20 protein-coding genes are annotated in these 21,386 nt (G+C 60.8%); 5 read left to right on the forward strand and 15 right to left on the reverse strand.

Translation table 11 applies throughout. The features are described 5' to 3' along the window. Positions 1-2: 2 nt before the first annotated feature. The 5 genes from nuoC to BRD58_RS12330 form a co-directional block, all read right to left on the reverse strand. Positions 3-1,799: an NADH-quinone oxidoreductase subunit C/D gene (nuoC, locus tag BRD58_RS12310; protein WP_069578942.1), complete on the reverse strand. Its 1,797-nt coding sequence runs from the start codon at positions 1,797-1,799 to the stop codon at positions 3-5. A gap of 99 nt (positions 1,800-1,898) precedes the next feature. Then, the gene (locus BRD58_RS12315; protein WP_012849213.1) at positions 1,899-2,573 is read right to left on the reverse strand and encodes a NuoB/complex I 20 kDa subunit family protein; all 675 of its coding nucleotides are present in this window, start codon (positions 2,571-2,573) and stop codon (positions 1,899-1,901) included. A 63-nt stretch (positions 2,574-2,636) separates the two neighbouring features. Beyond that, a complete protein-coding gene (locus BRD58_RS12320) occupies positions 2,637-3,077 on the reverse strand; it encodes an NADH-quinone oxidoreductase subunit A (protein WP_015461917.1) in 441 nt (146 codons plus the stop codon). Between the two features lie 609 nt (positions 3,078-3,686). After that, a complete protein-coding gene (locus BRD58_RS12325; protein WP_069578945.1) occupies positions 3,687-4,595 on the reverse strand; it encodes a LysR substrate-binding domain-containing protein in 909 nt (302 codons plus the stop codon). A gap of 391 nt (positions 4,596-4,986) precedes the next feature. Beyond that, complete coding sequence (locus BRD58_RS12330; protein WP_172454862.1) at positions 4,987-5,661, reverse strand: TVP38/TMEM64 family protein; 675 nt, start codon at positions 5,659-5,661, stop codon at positions 4,987-4,989. Between the two features lie 143 nt (positions 5,662-5,804). Between BRD58_RS12330 and BRD58_RS12335 the strand changes: the two genes are divergently transcribed. Further along, on the forward strand, positions 5,805-7,097 hold the full coding sequence (locus tag BRD58_RS12335) for a rhodanese-like domain-containing protein (protein ID WP_015461919.1): 1,293 nt from the start codon (positions 5,805-5,807) through the stop codon (positions 7,095-7,097). A gap of 43 nt (positions 7,098-7,140) precedes the next feature. Here the strand turns inward: BRD58_RS12335 and BRD58_RS12340 are convergent, their stop codons facing one another. Together BRD58_RS12340 and BRD58_RS12345 are read right to left on the reverse strand one after the other, a co-directional pair. Beyond that, the gene (locus tag BRD58_RS12340; protein WP_015461920.1) at positions 7,141-7,779 is read right to left on the reverse strand and encodes a CDP-alcohol phosphatidyltransferase family protein; all 639 of its coding nucleotides are present in this window, start codon (positions 7,777-7,779) and stop codon (positions 7,141-7,143) included. After that, positions 7,772-8,356, reverse strand: coding sequence for a carboxymuconolactone decarboxylase family protein (locus tag BRD58_RS12345; protein ID WP_012849219.1), 585 nt, complete (start codon positions 8,354-8,356; stop codon positions 7,772-7,774). The genes BRD58_RS12340 and BRD58_RS12345 overlap by 8 nt, the downstream gene beginning before the upstream one ends. A 277-nt stretch (positions 8,357-8,633) precedes the next feature. Between BRD58_RS12345 and BRD58_RS12350 the strand changes: the two genes are divergently transcribed. After that, positions 8,634-9,854, forward strand: a complete 1,221-nt coding sequence (locus BRD58_RS12350) for a pyridoxal phosphate-dependent aminotransferase (RefSeq protein WP_012849220.1) — start codon at positions 8,634-8,636, stop codon at positions 9,852-9,854. Between the two features lie 83 nt (positions 9,855-9,937). Continuing rightward, positions 9,938-10,543, forward strand: coding sequence for a 5'-deoxynucleotidase (yfbR, locus tag BRD58_RS12355; protein ID WP_012849221.1), 606 nt, complete (start codon positions 9,938-9,940; stop codon positions 10,541-10,543). A 24-nt stretch (positions 10,544-10,567) separates the two neighbouring features. Here the strand turns inward: yfbR and BRD58_RS12360 are convergent, their stop codons facing one another. From BRD58_RS12360 to yfbV, 4 genes are all read right to left on the reverse strand, one after another. After that, positions 10,568-12,409, reverse strand: a complete 1,842-nt coding sequence (locus tag BRD58_RS12360; RefSeq protein ID WP_015461921.1) for an SLC13 family permease — start codon at positions 12,407-12,409, stop codon at positions 10,568-10,570. Between the two features lie 158 nt (positions 12,410-12,567). Beyond that, positions 12,568-13,218, reverse strand: a complete 651-nt coding sequence (locus BRD58_RS12365; RefSeq protein WP_012849223.1) for a sugar phosphatase — start codon at positions 13,216-13,218, stop codon at positions 12,568-12,570. A gap of 30 nt (positions 13,219-13,248) precedes the next feature. Further along, positions 13,249-13,743, reverse strand: a complete 495-nt coding sequence (locus tag BRD58_RS12370) for a YfbU family protein (protein WP_015461923.1) — start codon at positions 13,741-13,743, stop codon at positions 13,249-13,251. A 214-nt stretch (positions 13,744-13,957) separates the two neighbouring features. Further along, positions 13,958-14,413 (reverse strand): terminus macrodomain insulation protein YfbV, encoded by a 456-nt coding sequence (gene yfbV, locus BRD58_RS12375; protein WP_015461924.1) that lies wholly within the window; start codon positions 14,411-14,413, stop codon positions 13,958-13,960. A 544-nt stretch (positions 14,414-14,957) separates the two neighbouring features. On the opposite strand from yfbV, the gene ackA reads away from it, so the two are divergent. Both ackA and pta read left to right on the forward strand, forming a co-directional pair. Next, the gene (gene ackA, locus BRD58_RS12385) at positions 14,958-16,157 is read left to right on the forward strand and encodes an acetate kinase (protein WP_015461926.1); all 1,200 of its coding nucleotides are present in this window, start codon (positions 14,958-14,960) and stop codon (positions 16,155-16,157) included. A 134-nt stretch (positions 16,158-16,291) separates the two neighbouring features. Next, positions 16,292-18,430: a phosphate acetyltransferase gene (gene pta / locus BRD58_RS12390; protein ID WP_015461927.1), complete on the forward strand. Its 2,139-nt coding sequence runs from the start codon at positions 16,292-16,294 to the stop codon at positions 18,428-18,430. A gap of 79 nt (positions 18,431-18,509) precedes the next feature. Here pta and BRD58_RS12395 read toward each other — a convergent pair whose 3' ends face one another. From BRD58_RS12395 to yfcF, 4 genes are all read right to left on the reverse strand, one after another. Further along, complete coding sequence (locus tag BRD58_RS12395) at positions 18,510-19,088, reverse strand: rhodanese-like domain-containing protein (protein ID WP_012849228.1); 579 nt, start codon at positions 19,086-19,088, stop codon at positions 18,510-18,512. Between the two features lie 101 nt (positions 19,089-19,189). Then, on the reverse strand, positions 19,190-19,816 hold the full coding sequence (gene yfcD / locus BRD58_RS12400; protein ID WP_015461932.1) for an NUDIX hydrolase YfcD: 627 nt from the start codon (positions 19,814-19,816) through the stop codon (positions 19,190-19,192). A gap of 99 nt (positions 19,817-19,915) precedes the next feature. Continuing rightward, complete coding sequence (yfcE, locus tag BRD58_RS12405) at positions 19,916-20,479, reverse strand: phosphodiesterase (protein WP_073383174.1); 564 nt, start codon at positions 20,477-20,479, stop codon at positions 19,916-19,918. Between the two features lie 114 nt (positions 20,480-20,593). After that, entirely contained in the window at positions 20,594-21,235 is a 642-nt protein-coding gene (gene yfcF / locus BRD58_RS12410) for a glutathione transferase (RefSeq protein ID WP_012849231.1), read from the reverse strand. Between the last annotated feature and the right edge of the window lie 151 nt (positions 21,236-21,386).

Below are 21,386 nucleotides of genomic sequence, written 5' to 3' on the forward strand. Positions count from 1 at the left end.
GATTAGCGGTCCACATCTGACATAACAAAATCAATACTGCCGAGGTACACGATCAGGTCGGACACCAGACAGCCACGGATCACCGACGGGATCTGCTGCAGGTGCGCATAGCTCGGTGTACGGATACGCGTGCGATAGCTCATGGTGCCGCCGTCGCTGGTCAGGTAGTAACTGTTAATCCCCTTGGTCGCCTCCACCATCTGGAAGGACTCGTTGGCCGGCATCACCGGCCCCCAGGAGACCTGCAGGAAGTGGTTGATCAGGGTATCGATATGCTGCAGCGTACGCTCTTTCGGCGGCGGCGTGGTCAGCGGGTGATCCGCCTTGAACGGCCCCTCCGGCATGTTCTTCAGGCACTGCTGCAGAATGCGCAGGCTCTGACGGATCTCTTCCACCTTCAGCATCACGCGGTCATAGCAGTCGCCGTTGCTGGCGGTCGGCACCTCAAACTCAAAGTTTTCATAGCCGGAGTACGGCCGCCACTTACGCACGTCGAAGGCGATACCGGTGGCGCGCAGGCCGGCGCCGGTGGTGCCCCAGGCCAGGGCATCCTTGGCGCCATAGGCGGCCACGCCGACGGAGCGCCCTTTCAGAATGGTGTTGTGCAGCGCCGCCTTGACATAGGAGTCCAGACGCTTGGGCATCCACTCCAGGAACTCGCGCAGCAGGCGATCCCAGCCCTTGGGCAGGTCGTGCGCCACGCCGCCGATGCGGAACCAGGCCGGGTGCATACGGAAGCCGGTGACCGCTTCGACGATGTCATAGATCTTCTGACGGTCGGTAAAGGCGAAGAACACCGGCGTCATGGCGCCGACGTCCTGAATGAAGGTGGAGATGTACAGCAGATGGCTGTTGATGCGGAACAGCTCGGAGAGCATCACGCGGATCACCTTCACCCGCTCCGGCACCTCGATCCCGGCCAGCTTCTCTACCGCCAGCACATAGGGCATCTCATTGACGCAGCCGCCCAGGTATTCGATGCGGTCGGTATAGGGAATGTAGCTGTGCCAGGACTGGCGCTCGCCCATCTTCTCGGCGCCGCGGTGGTGGTAGCCGATATCCGGCACGCAGTCGACAATGTCTTCCCCGTCCAGCTGCAGCACGATGCGAAAGGCGCCGTGGGATGAGGGATGGTTCGGCCCCAGGTTGAGGAACATGAAGTCTTCGTTGGCGGTGCCGCGCTGCATCCCCCACTCTTCCGGGCGGAACTTGAGCGACTCCATCTCCAGATCCTGCTTCTGCTTGGTCAGCTCGAAGGGATCGAATTCGGTGGCGCGCGCCGGGTAGTCCTTGCGCAGCGGATGCCCCTGCCAGGTTCGCGGCATCAGCAGACGGGTCATATGCGGATGGCCGTCGAAGGTGATGCCAAACAGGTCAAAGGTTTCCCGCTCATACCAGTTGGCGTTGGGGAACAGGCGGGTCACCGTCGGCAGGTGCAGGTCCTGTTCGGCCAGGGCCACCTTGAGCATAATATCGCGATTACGATCGATGGAGATCAGGTGGTAGAACACGGAGAAATCCGCCGCCGGCAGTCCCTGGCGGTGGGTACGCAGACGCTCGTCCATACCGTGCAGGTCAAACAGCATCACATAGGGCTTGGGCAGCTGTCTCAGGAACGCCATCACCTCCAGCAGCTGCTCGCGCTTGATCCATACCACCGGCATTCCGGTGCGGGTCGGCTGAACGCTGAATGCCTCCGGACCAAAGCGGTTACGCAACTCCCCGATAACCGGATCGTCAAGATGGTCGTGGGTCTGCCACGCCGGCATCTCGCGATCGTGCGTCGTCGAATCTGTCATAATTTTTTATCACCACGCATTGAATGACACTTGCCGCCGCATCGCGGGGCAAAACGGGCTAAATTCCAACGGCGGACCCCTGGGCCCGCCGCGCGGCGCTTAAATCTCGTCGGGCGTACGCAGGTTCGTCACCGCGATGCGCTCCGCGCGCTTACGCTCGCGCTCCGACTGCATATTGGCGCGGTAAACGCCCTGGTCGCCGACCACCCAAGAGAGCGGGCGACGCTCCTGACCGATCGACTCCTGCAGCAGCATCAGCGCCTGCATGTACGCCTCCGGACGCGGCGGACAGCCGGGGATATACACATCCACCGGAATAAACTTATCCACCCCCTGTACGACGGAGTAAATATCGTACATGCCGCCGGAGTTGGCGCAGGCGCCCATGGAGATCACCCATTTCGGCTCCAGCATCTGTTCATACAGGCGCTGGATGACCGGTGCCATCTTGGTAAAGCAGGTGCCGGCGACCACCATAAAATCCGCCTGTCGCGGCGAGGCGCGCAACACTTCCGCACCAAAGCGCGCCACGTCATGCACCGCCGTAAACGACGTCACCATTTCTACATAGCAGCAGGAGAGACCGAAGTTATAGGGCCACAGCGAGTTTTTGCGCCCCCAGTTGACCATGTCGTGCAGGGCGTGATCGAGCTTACCCATGTAGACGCTGCGGTGAACGTGCTGCTCCAGAGGATCGCTCACCACCTCCTGTTTCTGCAGGGGGTAACGGTCGTTATCACCGTCAGGATCGATGCGCGTCAGCGTGTAATCCATCTTTGTTGCCTCATATCTTGATAAAGCGGGTAAATCCTGGCGTCACAGGCCACCATCCGTCGGCTACTGCGGGCGTTTGTCGGTCATGACGATGGGGCTTTCGTGGGTAATGCGGCGCTTGGATCGCGCAGGCGTCCAGTCCAGGGCGCCAATGCGCACCAGATAAAATAGACCGGCCAGCAGAATCAGAATAAACAGCGTGGCCTCGGCGAAACCCAGCCAGCCGTTTTCACGCACCGAAACCGACCAGGCATAAAGATAAAGCGCCTCCACGTCGAAAATAACGAAAAACATGGCGACCAGGTAAAATTTAGCGGAGAGACGCAGGCGGGCCGAGCCAACCGAATCGATACCGGATTCGTAGGGAATATTCTTGGTGCGGGCGCGGGCCTTTCCCCCCAGGGCATAGGCCCCAAGCAACATAAACCCACACAGACCGAGCGCGACGAGAACAAAAACGGCGAATGCCCAGTGCTGGGCGATAACTTCAGTGGCTGTTGACATACTCTTATGCTTACTCATTTAACGCGGTATTGTCCGTTGCCGAATCGCTCCAGCAGACAATTACCACAGCGCCCAAGGGAAGGAAATCATCACAGGAACGGCTGTTGATAGGCATATGCGCGCGCAGACAGCCTAACCCCGTGTGTTTTACCTCCATCGATAACCTTTTGTCAACATCAGCAAAAGGAAATACAACATTCGTTTACATCAAAGCAACAAACGCCCTGCGTTATCCCACATATCCACGTAGACAACCGGTATAAAATCCCAAATAAACGTGGCTGGAATGTAAAAAAACGTGAACGTTTAGTTTCTACTATATCATTTATTGACGCAATTCCTGTTCTCAGGATGAGGTATCTGCGACATTTTTATGATCCAGCGCACGTTTAATCGTAGGATGATATTAGTGAAAAGCGTAATTTATAGAGATGAAACGGAATGCGGGTCGGCTCGTGGGAAAAACTTATTGAGAATGATTTTTATTTAATCTGGAATTTGGACGATGAAAAAGAAACCGGCGCTTGGCGCCGGAACTCGTAATATAAATTAATTTTTTAACAGAATGATATATCGTTCAATCAATTAATATTCGCGGTGCTTAAGCACCTATTTTACCCAGCCCTCGTCCGCCGCTGTCGCGGCGCCACCGTCATCGCCCTCGCGCAGCGCATCGAACAGCGTCACCGCCAGCGGGTTACGGCACTGCGGCGCTAGGCAGAGGCTATATTCGGTATCCGCCAGACGCGGCAGGCCGTCCGCCTCGCCCAGCACCCGCAGCGACGAGCTCATCATCTCGATCGGGCGAGCCGAGATCCCCAGCCCCGCCTTCAGTGCCGCCCGCAGGGCCGGCAGCGTCGATGCGACGTAGGCCAGACGCCAGGGCAAACCGGCGGCATCCAGCGCCGCGGTCGCCAGACTGCGAAAGGCACTCGGCTCATCCAGCACCACCAGCTCTATCGGCACGCCGGGGATAAAGTCATAGTCGGTGGCGCAAAACCACACCGTCGGAGAGCGGCGCAGCAGGGTGCTGGGCAGCGATGGCTCACACCCCGTCGAAACGGCCAGATCGACCTCATTATCCAGCAGCATCAGCTGAATATCGGCGTTACGCTGCATGCGAACGTCGATCGCCAGCTTGGGGTACAGCGCGGTAAAACGGCCCAGCAGCTGCGGCAGGATACTGTCGGCGCTGTCATCGGTCGCCCCCACCACCAGCGTTCCCTGCAGGTGATCGTTGATCAGGGAGTGGCAGGCCTCGTCATTAAAACGCAGGATTTTGCGGGCATAGTTTAATAGCTGCACGCCGTGATCCGTCAGATACTTATTGCGTCCCTGGCGGGCAAACAGCTCTTTTCCCACCAGCTGCTCCAGACGCTGCATTTGCTGACTCACGGCAGACTGTGTGCGTTGCACCCGAGCGGCGGCGGCGGCAAACGTCTTCACGTCTGCCACGGCTACAAAGGTGCGCAATAAATCCAAATCCAGATTGATGGGGGGACGTGGTCCGTTGCTCATATCTTTTCTCGTTATTAATCAAAAACAGTTTACCCTGGTGTTCACAACATAAGATAATCTTTAAACATCTGTTTCGTCAGGCTTGCGTCCTGAATAAACCACACTAAAGAAACACCGGAAGACAGATAAAGATCACGTTACGTTATCAATAATTATGGCTGAAAATGGCAAAGAAAACATAGAGACTATCAAAGACTTTTTTGCTGCAAAATACTACAGAGCACGATGGGATATTTCTCAACGAGAATTCCCAACAGGTTGATAAAACATGATTTTTGTTATTAGCAAAAGTCCATAATACAAAGCTTTCGCCAATAACGAATAGTTAAGCTAAGCTTATATAAATGATTCACTCCCTCAGTTTTTAATCATCGACAAAGATTAATTTAAATTAATCATTTGGCGCAGACTTACGCTTAATCGCGTAAATCATAATGCTTATTGAGAATAATACCAATAATCCGCTGAGCATCATTTGGATACCGCCGCTCAGCATCGCGCCGACATAGGAATAGATCAGCGTCGCCGGCAGTTGCCCCAGCGCCGTCGCGACTAAAAACTCCATCAGCCCCATCGAGGTCAGCCCGGCGGCGTAGCTCACCGCGTCAAACGAGACAAAGGGCAGCAGCCGACAGACCAGCACGGTATAGCGACCATAGCGGGAAAAGAAGCCGTCGCAGCGCCGCAGCGCGTCGGGCGAAACCCAGCGCGCCAGCGTGTCCCGTCCCAGCATCCGCGCCAGACAAAAGCAGAGGGCCGCTGCCACCGTAGCGCTGAACCACGAGAGCAGCGCCCCCTGCCACCAGCCGAACAGCGCCGCATTAGCAAAGGTGATGACAAACGCGGGCAGCGGCGCCGCCAGCGCCTGAAAGATCATCAGAAAAAAGGAGACCAGCATCGCCCAGGGGCCGAATGAGCGCAGGTAGGCCAGCAGCGCGGCGACGTCCAAAGAGGCGAGCAGCCGTCCGATCCGCACGGCCTCGTGACGCGCCTCTGGCCAGCACAGCACCAGCAGCGCCACCGCCGCGGCGCCCCCCACAACCCCATACTTCACGTGACTGGACACGGCATCGCCCTCTGCATAAAACGAACAAGACTACGCATAAACGCCGCCGCCCCCTTTGATGGACGACAACGATTGTGCGTTCGTGCGTGGATTGGTGTAGCATCGCCCACTCCCAAGCACTTTTGTATGATGGATAAGGGTATATGAGACCACTTCTTTCGCTGGCCGGCGCCCTGTGGCTGGCCGTTACGCTGTGCAGCGGCGCCATCGCACAGGCGATCCCGCTGCACACGCTGCAGGCACGGCAGGGCGTCGTCATCGACACCCGACCCAGCGCCGACTATAACGGCTGGCCAGACCAAGGCACCTCCGGGCACGAGCCCGGCGCGCTTAACCTTGCCGCCGACTGGCTGCCGCTGATGGACGATGCGCAGCTGCGCGCCTGGCTCAGCGACCACCGTCTGGACAGCCAGCGACCCCTGGCGCTGTACGGCGCACCGGCGCAGATCGACGCCGTCTCCCGCCGCCTCCGGGCGCTGGGCTTCAGCCATGTCGACGCGCTGAGCGATGCCCTAAGCCAGCCCGATCGTCTGCAGCGCCTGGCCCACTACGAACAGCTGGTTTATCCGCAGTGGCTGCACGATCTGCAGCGGGGTCAGGCGGTGGCCAACCCGCCGGCCGGTCAGTGGAAAGTGTTTGAGGCGGCCTGGGGCGCGCCAAAACAGTACCTGCTCAGCCATATTCCCGGCGCTGGCTACATCGACACCAATACGGTGGAGAGCGAGCCGCTGTGGAATAAGGTCCCCGACGCCCAGCTGAAGACGCTGCTGGCCAAGCAGGGCATCCGCAGCGATACCACGGTGATCTTATACGGCCGCGACGTCTATGCCGCCGCCCGAGTCGCGCAGATCCTGCTCTACGCCGGGGTGAAAGATGTACGCCTGCTGGACGGCGGTTTTCAGACCTGGCAGCGCGCCGATCTGCCGGTCGAGCGCGGTCTCCCCGCAGACCCCACGCCGGCTGCCGACTTTGGCGCCCCCTTCCCCGGCGATCCGCAGCTGATGCTCTCCACCGCCCAGGCGCGCGCCCTGCTGAATCGTCGCGATGCCTCGCTGGTCAGCATCCGCTCTTGGCCTGAATTCACCGGCGTCACCAGCGGCTACAGCTACATTAAGCCCAAGGGCGAGATCGCCGGCGCCCGCTGGGGCCACGCCGGCAGCGACGCCACCCATATGGAAGACTTCCATAACCCCGACGGCACCATGCGCGCCGGTGACGACATCGCCGCCCTGTGGCGCACCTGGCACATCACGCCGGATCAGCAGGTCGCCTTCTACTGCGGCACCGGCTGGCGAGCCGCCGAAGCCTTCATGTATGCACGGGCCATGGGCTGGCCGCGCATCGGCGTCTATGACGGCGGTTGGTACGAATGGTCAGCCAATCCGGCCAACCCGGTCGCCCGGGGCGAACGCGGCCCGGAAAGCAGCTGGCGCTGAGCGTAGGATGGGCGTCGGATAGCCCCTTCGGCCTCGACGCCCCTTATTCACGCTGCGCCGCGTCATCCTGCGCCACCCGGCGCAGGGTGTGATACCCACCCCACACCCGCGTCAGGGTGGTAAACCAGCACAGCGCCCCAAACAGCCAGGCCAGCGGCGCAAACAGGGACGGCCACAGGCAGAACGCGATAAACAGCAGGATGGTCTCCGTACCCTCCGTCAGCCCCCCCAGGTAGTAGAAGGATTTATGCGGATAGGCCAGCGCCTGTAGACGGTGCTTTTGCGCCAGCGCGGCAAAGGCCAGAAAGCTGCTGCCGGTACCGATAAAGGCGCACAGCAGCCAGGCACCGGGCAGCGCATTCTGCGCCGGATCGGCCAGCACAAACCCCAGCGGCAGCAGGGCATAAAACAGAAAGTCGAGGGAGATATCCAGGAACCCCCCGGCGTCGCTGAGCCCCTGGCGTCGCGCCAGCGCCCCATCCAGCCCATCGCACAGCCGATTAATCAGCACGGCCGCCAGCGCCGCGCCGTGCTGCTGCCACATCAGCAGCGGCACCGCCAGCGCACCAATGGCGAAGCCGAACAGCGTCAGGTGATCGGCGCGCACCCCGCGGCGATCCAGCCCGGCGGCCAGACGGGCCAGCGCGGGCTTCAGCGGTGGGTGCAGATAGCGATCAAGCATCCTCGCCTCCCCGACGTCCGGCGGCGGGCGTACACAGTCCCTGCGCGGGGATATCCAGCGCGGCGTTAAAGCGCGCCGACAGATTTTGAAACGCCACCAGCGCCGTCAGCTCGGTTAGCGCGCGATCGTCGAAATGGCGACGCAGCTCCGCCTTCAGCGCCGCAGACACCTGCGGCGGCGTCGCGCTGACGGCATCGGCATAGGCCAGCGCCGCCCGCTCCACCGCGTCAAAGCAGTCGGCCTCCTGCCATGTCGCGACCGCCAGCACCTTATCCAGCGAGCCGCTGCGCTGCGCCAGACGCAGCCCATTGGCATCGATGCAGAAGGCGCAGTCGCAGCGCTGGGAGACCCGGGTCATCACCAGCGCCCGCAGACCGGGGGAGAGCGTCGAGCGGCGCCGCTCCAGATAGCCGACGAACAGCGCCATCAGCCAAAACAGACGTGGAAAGCGTCCCCACCAGCGGACAGGATTCAGCACCTCACCGTAGTGGCGCCGCTGCAGATGCAGCAGCGGTGCCAGACTGCGCGGCAGGCGCCGCAGGGGGGCCACCCACTCTGGCTGCGTTGTTTTTTTCACCGACTCTCCCTCTCTGTTGTCGTAACTTTACGTCGCCCGCCCTTTTTGTCAGTGCATTTAACTAATTAATCTTAATTAATAGGTTAAATAAACTGCAAAAACAGCACAACACCATCTATTTTGCTAAGCATTCGCCGTGAATCATACTGTTTTGCACTAAAAACAGGCATCTGTCTTCTAAACCCCGATCGCGGGGAGTACAGTATTTTATATTGCCGTGTCAGTAAGGACACCGATCCGTCAGCGGCGGCGCTGATATAAATAAGGCCACAGTGTTATGTCTCCGATCGAAAAATCCCACAAGCTGGACCACGTATGCTATGACATCCGCGGTCCGGTACTCAAAGAAGCCAAGCGGCTGGAAGAAGAAGGCAATAAAGTCCTCAAGCTGAACATTGGCAACCCGGCCCCCTTCGGCTTTGACGCGCCGGATGAAATTCTGGTCGACGTGATCCGCAACCTGCCGACGGCGCAGGGCTACAGCGACTCCAAAGGACTCTATTCGGCGCGCAAGGCCATTATGCAGCACTATCAGGCCCGCGACATCCACGACGTCACCGTGGAGGACATTTACATCGGCAACGGCGTCTCCGAGCTTATCGTGCAGTCGATGCAGGCGCTGCTCAACACCAATGATGAGATGCTGGTTCCGGCGCCGGACTACCCGCTGTGGACCGCCGCCGTTGCGCTGTCCGGCGGCAACGCGGTGCACTACCGCTGCGATGAGCAGGCGGACTGGTTTCCCGACATTGACGATATCCGCAGCAAAATCACCCCGCGCACCCGCGGCATCGTCATCATCAACCCCAATAATCCGACCGGCGCCGTCTACAGCAAGGCGCTGTTGGAGCAGATTGTGGATCTGGCCCGCGAGCATAACCTGATCATCTTTGCCGATGAGATCTACGACAAGATCCTGTATGACGACGCGCAGCACATCTCGATCGCCTCGCTGGCGCCGGATCTGCTGGTGATCACCTTTAACGGCCTCTCCAAAACCTATCGCGTGGCCGGTTTCCGTCAGGGCTGGATGGTGCTCAGCGGGCCGAAAAAGCACGCCAAGGGCTACATTGAGGGGCTGGAGATGCTGGCCTCCATGCGCCTGTGCGCCAACGTGCCGATGCAGCACGCCATTCAGACGGCGCTGGGCGGCTATCAGAGCATCAGCGAATTTATCTGCCCGGGTGGCCGCCTGTATGAACAGCGCAACCGCGCCTGGGAGCTGATCAACCAAATCCCGGGACTCTCCTGCGTCAAGCCGCGCGGAGCGCTGTATATGTTCCCGAAGATCGACGCCAAACGCTTTAATATTCACAACGATCAGAAGATGGTGCTGGATCTGCTGCTGCAGGAAAAGGTCCTGCTGGTACAGGGCACCGCCTTCAACTGGCCGGAGCCGGATCACTTCCGCATCGTCACCCTGCCGCGGGTTGACGAGCTGGACAGCGCCATCCTCAAGCTGGGGCGCTTCCTGTCGACCTATCACCAGAAATATTGATCCCGCAGCGGCGCCCTCGGGCGCCGCCGTCATTTTTGACGCATAATGGTGAGCTCCATTACTGCGACAGGCATGACATTACCATGAGCCACACCCAGAGCCATTTTTTTGCCCATCTCGCCCGCCTGAAACTGATTAGCCGCTGGCCGCTGATGCGCAACGTACGCACCGAAAACGTCTCCGAGCACAGCCTGCAGGTTGCCTTTGTCGCCCACGCCCTGGCGATTATCAAAAACCGCCGGTTTGGCGGCAGCGTAGACGCGGAGCGCGTCGCCTTACAGGCCATGTACCACGACGCCAGCGAAGTGCTCACCGGCGATCTGCCGACGCCCATCAAGTACTACAATCCGCAGATAGCCCACGAATACAAAAAGATAGAGGAGATGGCGCAGCAGAAGCTGCTGGCCATGCTGCCCGCCGAACTGCGCCAGGATTTTTTACCGCTGATCGACGAACGCAGCTACCCGCCGGAGGAGCGCCAGATCGTCAAACAGGCCGATGCGCTGTGCGCCTATCTGAAATGTCTGGAGGAGCTCGCCGCCGGCAACCAGGAGTTTCTGCTGGCCAAGGCGCGACTGGAAAAGACCCTGGATGAGCGCAATAGCCCGGAAATGGCGTACTTTATGCAGGTCTTCGTGCCGAGCTTCACCCTGTCGCTGGATGAGATCAGCCAGGACACGCCGCTGTAGTCCGGGCGACGGCGTCCACCGCCCCTAAAACGGGAACAGCCAGGGCACCACCGCCACGCTGACCAGCATCACCAGCAGCGTAAAGGGCACGCCGATGCGCACGAAGTCTCCAAAGCGGTAGTTGCCCGGCCCCAGCACCAGGGTATTGACCGGTGAAGAGACCGGGGTCATAAAGGCCGCCGAGGCCGAAATGGCGATGATGATGGCGAAGGGATAGGGCGACATCTGCAGCTCGCGCGCCACGGCGATGGCGATGGGCGCCATCAGCACCGCGGTGGCGGTATTCGAGATAAACAGCCCGATCACCGCACACAGCACAAACAGACAGCCTAAGATGCCGCGCGGCCCCAGACCGCCGACGGCGTCGGTCAGCCCGCGCACCGCCAGCTCTATCCCGCCGGTTTTCTGCAGCGCCAGCGCAAAGGGCAGCATGCCGACGATCAGGATCAGGCTGGGCCAGTGGATCGCCTTGTAGGCGCTCTCCATATCGATGCAGCGGAACTTGCCCATCAGCAGGCAGGCGATCAGCGCGGCGATGACGTTGGGGATCTCCGCCGTCAGCATCATGGCGATCATCAGCGCCAGGCAAAACAGCGCATGGGGCGCCTGGGAGAGCGCGGGAACCTCGTCGTCGACCTCCGCCGGCAGACTCAGCACCACAAAGTTACGCGCATTCTGCTGTAGCTGACGCAGCTGGCGGATCTGGCGCCAGCTGCCGATGACCAGCAGGATATCGCCCATCTGCAGCGGCTCATCCACCAGCTTACCGTCCAGCGCGCTGCCGCTGCGGCGAATACCGACCACGTTTAGCCCATAGCGGGTCCGGAACGTGACTTCGCGCAGGGTTTTGCCGATCACCTCGGCCTCCGGCACCAGGGTGACTTCGGCCATGCCGACGTCGCGCGCCTGCTCAGAGAAGTACTCGCCGCGCAGCACCATCGGCTCCAGCAGCTGCTCGGCGCAGAAGGCGCGCACATCCACCTGCGGATCGGACATGTCGACCAGCAGCACGTCGCGCGCCTTCAGCTCCGTATCGCCAAAGGCGCTGACCATCACCCGGCGAAACTTACGCCAGCGCTCGATCCCCACCACGTTGGCGCCGTAGCGGGCGCGCAGGTGCAGCTCATCCAGGGTATGGCCGATCAGCGGCGAGCCGTGGCGCAGCGCCAGGCGGCGAGCGCGCCCGGCCAGGCGATAGTCGCGGATCAAATCGCGAAAGGTGCGCCGCTGCCAGTTATCCTTGTGCGGCGCCTGCTGCGCGGCGCCCAGCCAGCGGCGAGCGATCAGCATATAGCCAATCCCCAGCAGCAGTACGATGATCCCGATGGGCGTAACGCTGAAGAAACGCAGCCCGTCCAGCCCTTCGCGCACCAGCTCGCTGCTGACGATCATGTTAGGTGGCGTGGCCACCAGCGTCATCATCCCGCTGATAAGCCCGGCAAAGCTCAGCGGCATCATCAGCCGCCCCGGCACGGTTTTCATCCGCGCCGCCACGCTCAGCACCACCGGAATAAAGATCGCCACCACCCCGGTCGAGCTCATCACGGCGCCCAGCAGGGCGACCGTGCCCATCAGCAGCACCAGCATCTTGGCCTCGCTGTCGCCGGCCACCCGCATCAGCCACTCGCCGACCTGATAGGCGACGCCGGTGCGCACCAGACCATCACCGATCACGAACAGCGCGGCGATCAGCAGCACGTTGGGATCGCTGAAACCGGCGGTCGCCTCGGCCAGGGTCAGCGTTCCGCTCAGCACGAACGCGACGATGATCAGCAGGGCAACCACATCCATCCGCAGTCTATTGGTGGCAAACAGCACGATGGCCACCAGCAGTAAGCTTAATACCCACACTAACTGACCGTTCACGACGTCTCCCTTTACAACACCCTCTCCCGCTGCGGCGTCCTCTCCCGTCCGGCGCTATCGGCATCGACGAATAACAAAAACGGGTTAGTTATCTTTAATCATGCCATAAAAAAACCCCGCGCAGGCGGGGTTAATCGACTTTTCCAACCACGCGTTGGCTACAGCGTGATCTCGACATCATCGTCGACACGCGTCAGCGCGATTTGCGCCAGGCTGTGCAGGCAGAGGGTCACCTTATCCAGCTTGGGGGTCTCCGCCGGGGCGTTGACGGCGATCACCTGGCAACCGGCCGTCAGCCCGGCCAGTATCCCGGCCGGCGCATCTTCCACCACGGCGCAGGCGCCCGGCGCCAGCCCCAGCCTTTGTGCTCCCAGCAGATAGGCATCCGGCTCCGGCTTGCCGCGCTGCACCTGCTCTGCGGTGATAAACACCGCCGGCTTCGGCAGCCCGGCGGCCTTGCAGCGCGCATAGGCCACCGGCACCGATCCCGAGGTCACGATCCCCCAGGGGATCGCCAGCGCATCGAGGCGGGCGATCAGCGCGGCGGCGCCGGGCATCGCCGCGATGCCGTCGGTATCGCGCGACTCCAGCGCCTCCAACCAGTCAAACTCTTCCTGCAGGCGCGCCTCATCGGCGTCCGGCATAAAGTGGCGCAGGGAGGTGATCGCCTGCTTGCCATGAATAAATTCCAATACTTGCTGAGGATTGATCCCCTGACGCTTGGCCCAGTTAATCCACGAACGTTCAACCACCGGCAATGAATCCACCAGGGTTCCATCGAGGTCAAACAAAAAACCTTTACACTTCACGGGTACTCCTCATGACAAAATCAACCGCCGTTACGCATTCAAAATTTGCGTAATCTCGACGGCGCTTAAATGGTACTGGCGCGGACAGGCATGCCAAACGGCCAGCATGCGCAGGTACTTATCCCACATTTTGGTCTGGGCGTTGAAGCCATGAGAGCCGCAGTCAAAGTGGGTATAGCGCCCTTCGGTATTCACCAGAAAACGGACGTAGCTCAGATAGCGCGCCTCCGTCGCCGCATCGAACCCCAGAAACTCCAGACGACGGGCATCGATATCCTGGCGCTCCTTCAGGTTATTGTAAGAGACCTGCAGCGCGTGGTGCATCTCCATTATATCGATGATGCTGCGACAGGTCTCTTCCGGCAGCTCGCCAAAGTCGCGATCCAGCTCGCGCAGCTGCAGGCCAAACCCCCGCTCGATGATGGTCTGCAGACGGCGGTAGCGTTCGGCGTTATCCGGATCGAGCATCGACATCATTTTATACTGGTTGGAGAGGATCAGGCGCTGTGCATTGGTCATTTCCATCTTTACTGTCCTTATCGGCCGACGACGGCCAGAGTTACCACGGTCAATATTCGCCGCTCAGCATGACATATTGCCAAATTCACCGACAGTGCAATAAAAGGCGTTTTTTGATCCAAACGAATATTTAGACCAATAAAAAGACCGATAAACGCCGCGCGCGACTCTTAATTATCACGACACTCTCATTTTAAGCACAAATAATTAACAGCGGCGCTTAGATATCGTCCAGAAAGGTTTTATCCAGCTGCTTACAGCAGCGGCGCAGCAGCTCCGCCAGCGACTGGTAGGTCGGCGCACCGTCGATGGGCGCCAGGGCAATGCCGGCGGCCTGCAGCTTGTCGCGCAGCTGGTGAAACCACTGCAGCAGCGTCGGCGGCAGCGGCGTTACCGCGCGTTTGCCCAGCCACCACAGCCCCTGCATCGGCAGGCTACAGGCAAACAGCGCCGTCGCGATGGCCGGCCCCAGCTGGCCGCCCAGGGCGATTTGCCAGCACAGGGTAAACATGGCGATCGGCGGCATAAAGCGAATAGCGAAGCGGGTGGCGCGGGTCACCCGGTTTTCCGGGAACACCGGCGCCAGACGTTTTTCATTCGGCCAGGTCTTCATATAGATCTGACCGCGCTGAAAAAGGCGGAACCAGGCGACGTGCGGCGTGGGGGCAGATGACATGACAACCTCAATTTATTCGATAAGAGTTAAAAAAAATCATAAAATGAAAACAAAAAATATGCGGCATCAAATTTATTTTGTTTTTAAAGGCCGCTATCGGTATTCTAAGCCGGCCTTGAGGCCGCCGTCAGTCAAGAAGGGTAAAAAACCCTCCATATCGCTGACGCCCGCACTCATCGCCCCCGTATTAAGGAGTGCCATCGCCGTTCGCGGCCTGGCGAAAACCATTACGGGCGGGCTCACAGCAGCGCACTCCCCTGCGGGGAGCGACGGACAGTGGCAGACATGCCGCAGCGCCAAAGCGCGCTGCTGTGAACCTGCATGGTTCAGGGTGCTCCCGGCAACGCCGAGGGCGAGCTCCTGAATACCGTGGCCGCCTGCGGGCGGATATTTTGATGCAACACCGTTTATGGACGGTGCGTTCGCGGCCCGCGGCCAGATCGTACCGCGCATGATGTTAATCATAAATGCCGACGGCGTATTGCGCTACGCTTAGCGTCTGTTTGGTACATTTTCTAACCACGCATAACAAGTAGGTACTTCCATGTCGAAGCTGGTACTGGTTCTTAACTGCGGCAGTTCTTCCCTGAAATTCGCCATCATTAACGCGGCAAACGGTGAAGAGCACCTGTCTGGTTTAGCCGAATGTTTTAACCTCCCTGAAGCCCGTATTAAATGGAAAATGGACGGTGCGAAACACGAAGCAGCGCTGGGCGCAGGCGCAGCACATAGCGAAGCCCTGAGCTTCATCGTGAACACCATCCTGGCACAGAAGCCGGAGCTCTCCGCCTCACTGACCGCCATCGGTCACCGTATCGTTCACGGCGGCGAGAAGTTCACCCACTCCGCCGTCATCAACGACGAAGTCCTGCAGGGTATCAAAGACGCTATCCCGTTTGCACCGCTGCACAACCCGGCACACCTGATCGGCATCGAAGAAGCGTTCAAATCCTTCCCGCTGCTGAAAAACAAGAACGTCGCCGTCTTCGACACCGCGTTCCACACCACCATGCCGGAAGAGTCCTACCTGTATGCCCTGCCGTACCACCTGTACAAAGAGCACGGCATCCGCCGCTACGGCGCCCACGGCACCAGCCACTACTACGTCAGCCGCGAAGCAGCCAAGATGCTGAACAAGCCGGTTGAAGAGCTGAACGTGATCACCTGCCACCTGGGCAACGGCGGCTCCGTCAGCGCCATCCGCAACGGCGAGTGCGTCGACACCTCTATGGGCCTGACCCCGCTGGAAGGCCTGGTCATGGGCACCCGCTCTGGCGACATCGATCCGGCTATCGTGTTCCACCTGCACGATACCCTGGGCATGAGCGTAGCCGAAATCAATACCCTGCTGACCAAAGAATCCGGCCTGCTGGGCCTGACCGAAGTCACCAGCGACTGCCGCTACGTGGAAGACAACTACGACACCAAGGCTGACGCCAAGCGCGCCATGGACGTTTACTGCCACCGTCTGGCCAAGTACGTCGGCGCCTACACTGCGCTGATGGACGGTCGTCTGGACGCCGTGATCTTCACCGGCGGCATCGGTGAAAACGCCGCCATGGTGCGTGAGCTGACGCTGGACAAACTGGCGCTGCTGGGTCTGGAAATCGACCACCAGCGTAACCTGGACGCCCGCTTCGGCAAATCCGGCGTGATCACCAAGGACGGCAGCCGCCTGGCCATGGTTATCCCGACCAACGAAGAGCTGGTTATCGCGCAGGACGCTGCCCGTCTGACCGCCTAACCCGCCCGCACCGCCTGCTCCGGCAGGCGGTGTCATTCGCCGAGGGCGCGCCGTCGTCCCCGGTCGGCAAAGACTCCCTGTTACCGCCCGGCCTCCCTGGGCCCGCCGCGGAATACTCACAAGAGGTTGCTATCGTGTCCCGTACAATCATGTTGATCCCCACCAGCACCAGCGTTGGCCTGACCAGCGTTAGCCTGGGTGTCATTCGTTCCATGGAACAAAAAGGCGTACGCCTGAGCGTGTTCAAACCGATCGCCCAGCCGCGTACCGACGCCGATGCGCCGGATCAGACCACTACCATCATCCGCGCCAACTCCGCCATCCCGGCTGCCGAGCCGCTGCGCATGTCCCACGTGGAAGCGCTGCTGAGCTCCAACCAGCAGGACGTTCTGATGGAAGAGATCGTCGCCCGCTATCACGAAAACACCAAAGATGCCGAAGTGGTGCTGGTTGAAGGCCTGGTGCCGACCCGTAAACACCAGTTCGCCAACGCGCTGAACTACGAGATCGCCAAGACCCTGAACGCCGAAATCGTCTTCGTTATGGCGATGGGCAACGACAGCGTCGATCAGGTGAAAGAGCGCATCGAACTGGCCCGCTCCAGCTTCGGCGGCAGCAAAAACCAGAATATCGCCGGCGTGATCATCAACAAGCTGAACGCACCGGTTGACGAGCAGGGACGTACCCGCCCTGACCTGTCTGAAATCTTTGACGACTCCAGCAAAGTTCGCGTCGCGACCCTGGACGCCGCTCAGGTGGTTGCCAACAGCCCGCTGCCGGTGCTGGGCTGCATTCCGTGGAGCTTCGAGCTGATCGCGACCCGCGCCATCGACATGGCTAACCACCTGAAAGCACGCGTGATCAACGCTGGCGACATCCAGACCCGCCGCATCAAGTCCGTCACCTTCTGCGCACGCAGCATCCCGCACATGCTCGAACACTTCCGCCCGGGCTCCCTGCTGGTGACCTCAGCCGATCGTCCGGACGTCCTGATCGCCGCCTGCCTGGCTGCGATGAACGGGGTTGAAATCGGTGCGCTGCTGCTGACCGGCGGCTATGAAGTCGACGCCCGCGTCAACAAGCTGTGCGAACGTGCCTTCCAGACCGGCCTGCCGGTATTCATGGTCGACACCAACACCTGGCAGACCTCTCTGAGCCTGCAGAGTTTCAACCTGGAAGTGCCGGCCGACGATCACCAGCGCGTAGAGAAGCTGCAGGACTTCGTTGCCAGCCATATCGATGCGCAGTGGATCGAGTCTCTGAGCGCAACCTCTGAGCGTTCACGCCGCCTCTCTCCGCCGGCGTTCCGCTACGAACTGACCGAGCTGGCTCGCAAGGCCGGTAAGCGCATCGTCCTGCCGGAAGGCGACGAGCCGCGCACCGTCAAAGCGGCCGCGATCTGCGCCGAGCGCGGCATCGCACAGTGTGTGCTGCTGGGTAATCCGGACGAAATCCAGCGCGTTGCCGCCGCTCAGGGCGTGACGCTGGGCAAGGGTATCGAAATCGTCGATCCGGTCGCCGTACGTGAAAAATACGTTCCGCGTCTGGTCGAGCTGCGTAAGAACAAGGGGATGACCGAAGTCGTCGCCCGCGAGCAGCTGGAAGACAACGTGGTGCTGGGCACCCTGATGCTGGAGCAGAACGAAGTCGACGGCCTGGTATCCGGCGCGGTACACACCACCGCTAACACCATCCGTCCGCCGCTGCAGCTGATCAAAACAGCCCCGGGCAGCTCCCTGGTCTCCTCCGTCTTCTTCATGCTGCTGCCGGAGCAGGTGCTGGTTTACGGCGACTGCGCCATCAACCCGGACCCGACCGCCGAACAGCTGGCCGAAATCGCCATCCAGTCCGCCGACTCCGCCGCTGCCTTTGGCATCGACCCGCGCGTAGCGATGATCTCCTACTCCACCGGTAACTCCGGCGCGGGCAGCGACGTTGAGAAAGTTCGCGAAGCCACCCGTCTGGCGCAGGAAAAACGTCCGGATCTGGTCATCGACGGCCCGCTGCAGTACGACGCCGCCATCATGGCCGACGTAGCCAAGTCCAAGGCGCCGAACTCGCCGGTGGCCGGTAAAGCGACCGTGTTCATCTTCCCGGATCTGAACACCGGTAACACCACCTACAAAGCGGTACAGCGCTCCGCCGACCTGGTCTCCATCGGGCCGATGCTGCAGGGGATGCGCAAGCCGGTCAACGACCTGTCCCGCGGTGCACTGGTAGACGATATCGTCTACACCGTGGCGCTGACCGCCATTCAGTCCTCCCAGCAGTAAGAGGGCATCCGCCATGTAAAAAGGCTCCCGTTGGGAGCCTTTTTTATCTGCCCGTGGGCAGCGGACGTATGCCCTGTCCTCAGCAGCCCTGGGTACAGGTGCTCCCCTTCGCCGCCTCGGCCGTCGCCGGCGCCGCTGTCGAGGCCTTCTCTACCGGATAGCCGGCCTCTTTCCAGGCCGTGATCCCGCCCGGCAGGCGGTAGACATGCTGGTAGCCCAGCTTCTTGGCCCACATGGCCGCGTTGTGTGAACGCGCGCACTTCACGAAGCCGCAGTAGAACACCAGCACCCGATCCTTATCGGCGCCCAGCATACGCATAAAATCGGCCTGCGTTATCGCCCCCATGTTGGCCTTATCCCACACGTTCATATCCCCCATCGGGAAGGCCATATTCAGCGCACCCGGGATATGCTGCTTCTTGTAGGAGTCGGAAAAGGGCATGGTGTCGACGATCAGCATCGGCTTTTTCTCGTCCATCCACTGCTTCAGCTCCTGCACCGTCAGCAGCTGATACGTCCCATTCGCCGTTTCCCGCGCCAGCTGTACCGCCTGCTTTTCCGCATCCACTTCAGAAGACGAAAACAGGCCGGCCTGCGCCGGCAGCGCCGAAAGAGCAGCCAGCATCACGCCGGCAACCAGAGGTAATACGGGTTTCATCATTTTTCCTTATATAAAAATCCCGATTTCACGGTAACTCTTTATATAACAAAACGATGTGACTAACGTGGCAAATGCTATTTTGCAATGTATCGCTTGCTTTACTCACCGACGCTCGGCTCGGCGGGATCGTCATCGACGGCGGGCGTCGCCCCCTGCGGCGGCTGGCTGGCGTCGGCCTCACCGCAGCGGGTGCACAGCGCCGGCGCCTCTCCGTCGCTGTTGCGCGCCATCCACAGCGACAGCGCCCGGATAGAGTCCGGGGTAAAGCTGTCGCAGCGTTCGGCGATCTCCTGCGGCGTCATCCAGCATACGGACGCGATCTCGCTCTCCTGCAGGGCAAAGGGGCCATGGGAGACGCAGCTAAATAGCCCGCCCCAGACCCGGCACGCCGCCTGCTCATAGTAGAACAGGCCGTGATCGGCGAAAGGCACCCCGGCGATGCCCAGCTCCTCTTCCGCCTCACGGCGCGCCGACTCCAGCATGTTCTCGCCGCTCTGCACCACGCCGCCGGCGGTGGCGTCCATCCAGCCGGGATAGTAATCCTTACCCTCGGTTCTCTGCTGCACCAGGATCTTCCCCATCCCGTTATGCACCACAATGTAGGTGGCGCGATGGCGCAAACGCTGCGCCCGCATCTGCTGGCGGCTGGCCTGAGCGATAACCCCGTTATTCTCATCAACGATGTCTACCCACTCAATCTCGCTGTTAACCTGCTGGTCCACCATCCTCTGCTACCCTATTACTGATTCTCAACGGCGCTGCTGCGCCACGATGCCGTCGCCGCCGACGCGGGCGGTCTGGCCCCTTGCCAAAAAAAGATAATCTTACCGTGCCGCTGCGGCACCCAGGCTTACCTCTGCCAGTCTCTCTGTACCGTGCAGCGCCTGAACCCACAGCCGATCCCCCGCCAGCATGCCAAAGCTGGGCACATTCCCGCCCTTGGGCAGGCTGATGGATCCGGGATTAAAACAGATATGCTCCCCCTGACGCTCGGCCAGCGGCAGATGCGTATGGCCGTACACCAGGACGTCGTCCGGCGCCAGCGCGGGGAGCTGCTGGGGATGATAAAGGTGACCGTGGGTCAAAAACAGCCGCCTGTCCGACAAAAGTACCTGCTGCCACGGCGCCATCATCGGAAACGTGAGCAGCATCTGATCGACCTCGCTGTCGCAGTTGCCGCGCACCGCGATAATCCGCTCGGCGTAGCCATTCAGCAACGCGGCCACGGCCGGCGGATCGTAGCAATCCGGCAGCGGATTGCGCGGCCCGTGATTCAGCACATCCCCCAGCAGGATCAGCCAGCGGCAGCCGCTGTGCGCAAAGATCGCCAGCGCCCGTTCGGTCGCGCTGAGCGAACCGTGAATATCGGAGATAAACATTAATTTCATCGTGAGACTCTCACCGGCAAAAAAGACGCGCCCATCGCGCGTATGACGGAATACGCGCTTAGTGTAACCAGCCCGCTTTCGCGACACCAGTCACCCCGGCTGCGGCGCCCGTATTTACCCGCCGCGGCGCCCCAGCGCCAGCCACTGACACACCGAGGCCCGCTGCCACTGGAAATGGGCATACTCCGCCAGCCGCTCAGGCAGACCATCGCCATGCTGCGCCAGGCGGTTCAGCATCATCGCCAGATCGGTGTCGGCAATGCACCACTCGCCGAACAGATTCTGTCGCCCGACCGGCAGCAGGCGCTCCGCGGCGGCCACCAGGCGGGCAGCCTCATACTCGGCCTCCGCCGACAGCGCCCCCGCGCGGTGAGCGCAGAACACCACCTCGCTCGGCCGCTCACGGCGCAGCGCGGCCAGATCGCTGCGCAGCCAGGCCTGCACCTCGCGGGCGATGGCCCGTGCCTGACGCGCGTGCGGATAGAGCGGCGCATAGTGCGGCGCGCAGAAGGTCTCATCGAGGTATTCGCAGATGGCGGAGGACTCCGATAGGGCAAAGCCATCCAGCAACAGCGTCGGCACCCGGCGGGTCAGCGACACCTCCGCATAGGCCTCCTGGCGGTTTTCATGCTCCGCCAGATCCACCGGAACCAGCTCGCAGCGCAGCCCCTTCTCCTTCAGGGCAACAAAGACGGACATCACGTAGGGACTCAGATAGCGGCTGTCAGAATAGAGAACGATCGCAGAGGAATTCATAGGCACTCCTGATGGCAGTCAACGTCGAGCACGCTATCGCGCGCCCTCGGTGACAGTATGCCATGTTTCAGCCGTGACGAAACGCCACGTCGCGCATCCCGTCGGCGCCCGGGCCGGGAAAACGTCCGATAACAAACAATCTGTTAACATC

It is taken from the genome of Edwardsiella piscicida, from assembly GCF_001896205.1.
GTDB lineage: Bacteria > Pseudomonadota > Gammaproteobacteria > Enterobacterales > Enterobacteriaceae > Edwardsiella > Edwardsiella piscicida.

Bases quoted from the DNA above. Each gene is read 5' to 3' on its own strand.
- ackA (WP_015461926.1), top strand. From the start codon at position 14,958: ATGTCGAAGCTGGTACTGGTTCTTAACTGCGGCAGTTCTTCCCTGAAA.
- BRD58_RS12370 (WP_015461923.1), bottom strand. From the start codon at position 13,743: ATGGAAATGACCAATGCACAGCGCCTGATCCTCTCCAACCAGTATAAA.
- BRD58_RS12320 (WP_015461917.1), bottom strand. From the start codon at position 3,077: ATGTCAACAGCCACTGAAGTTATCGCCCAGCACTGGGCATTCGCCGTT.
- BRD58_RS12325 (WP_069578945.1), bottom strand. From the start codon at position 4,595: ATGAGCAACGGACCACGTCCCCCCATCAATCTGGATTTGGATTTATTG.
- yfbV (WP_015461924.1), bottom strand. From the start codon at position 14,413: ATGTCATCTGCCCCCACGCCGCACGTCGCCTGGTTCCGCCTTTTTCAG.
- BRD58_RS12340 (WP_015461920.1), bottom strand. From the start codon at position 7,779: ATGCTTGATCGCTATCTGCACCCACCGCTGAAGCCCGCGCTGGCCCGT.
- BRD58_RS12335 (WP_015461919.1), top strand. From the start codon at position 5,805: ATGAGACCACTTCTTTCGCTGGCCGGCGCCCTGTGGCTGGCCGTTACG.
- nuoC (WP_069578942.1), bottom strand. From the start codon at position 1,799: ATGACAGATTCGACGACGCACGATCGCGAGATGCCGGCGTGGCAGACC.
- yfcD (WP_015461932.1), bottom strand. From the start codon at position 19,816: ATGGTGGACCAGCAGGTTAACAGCGAGATTGAGTGGGTAGACATCGTT.
- yfcF (WP_012849231.1), bottom strand. From the start codon at position 21,235: ATGAATTCCTCTGCGATCGTTCTCTATTCTGACAGCCGCTATCTGAGT.
- BRD58_RS12395 (WP_012849228.1), bottom strand. From the start codon at position 19,088: ATGAAACCCGTATTACCTCTGGTTGCCGGCGTGATGCTGGCTGCTCTT.
- yfcE (WP_073383174.1), bottom strand. From the start codon at position 20,479: ATGAAATTAATGTTTATCTCCGATATTCACGGTTCGCTCAGCGCGACC.
- BRD58_RS12315 (WP_012849213.1), bottom strand. From the start codon at position 2,573: ATGGATTACACGCTGACGCGCATCGATCCTGACGGTGATAACGACCGT.
- yfbR (WP_012849221.1), top strand. From the start codon at position 9,938: ATGAGCCACACCCAGAGCCATTTTTTTGCCCATCTCGCCCGCCTGAAA.
- BRD58_RS12350 (WP_012849220.1), top strand. From the start codon at position 8,634: ATGTCTCCGATCGAAAAATCCCACAAGCTGGACCACGTATGCTATGAC.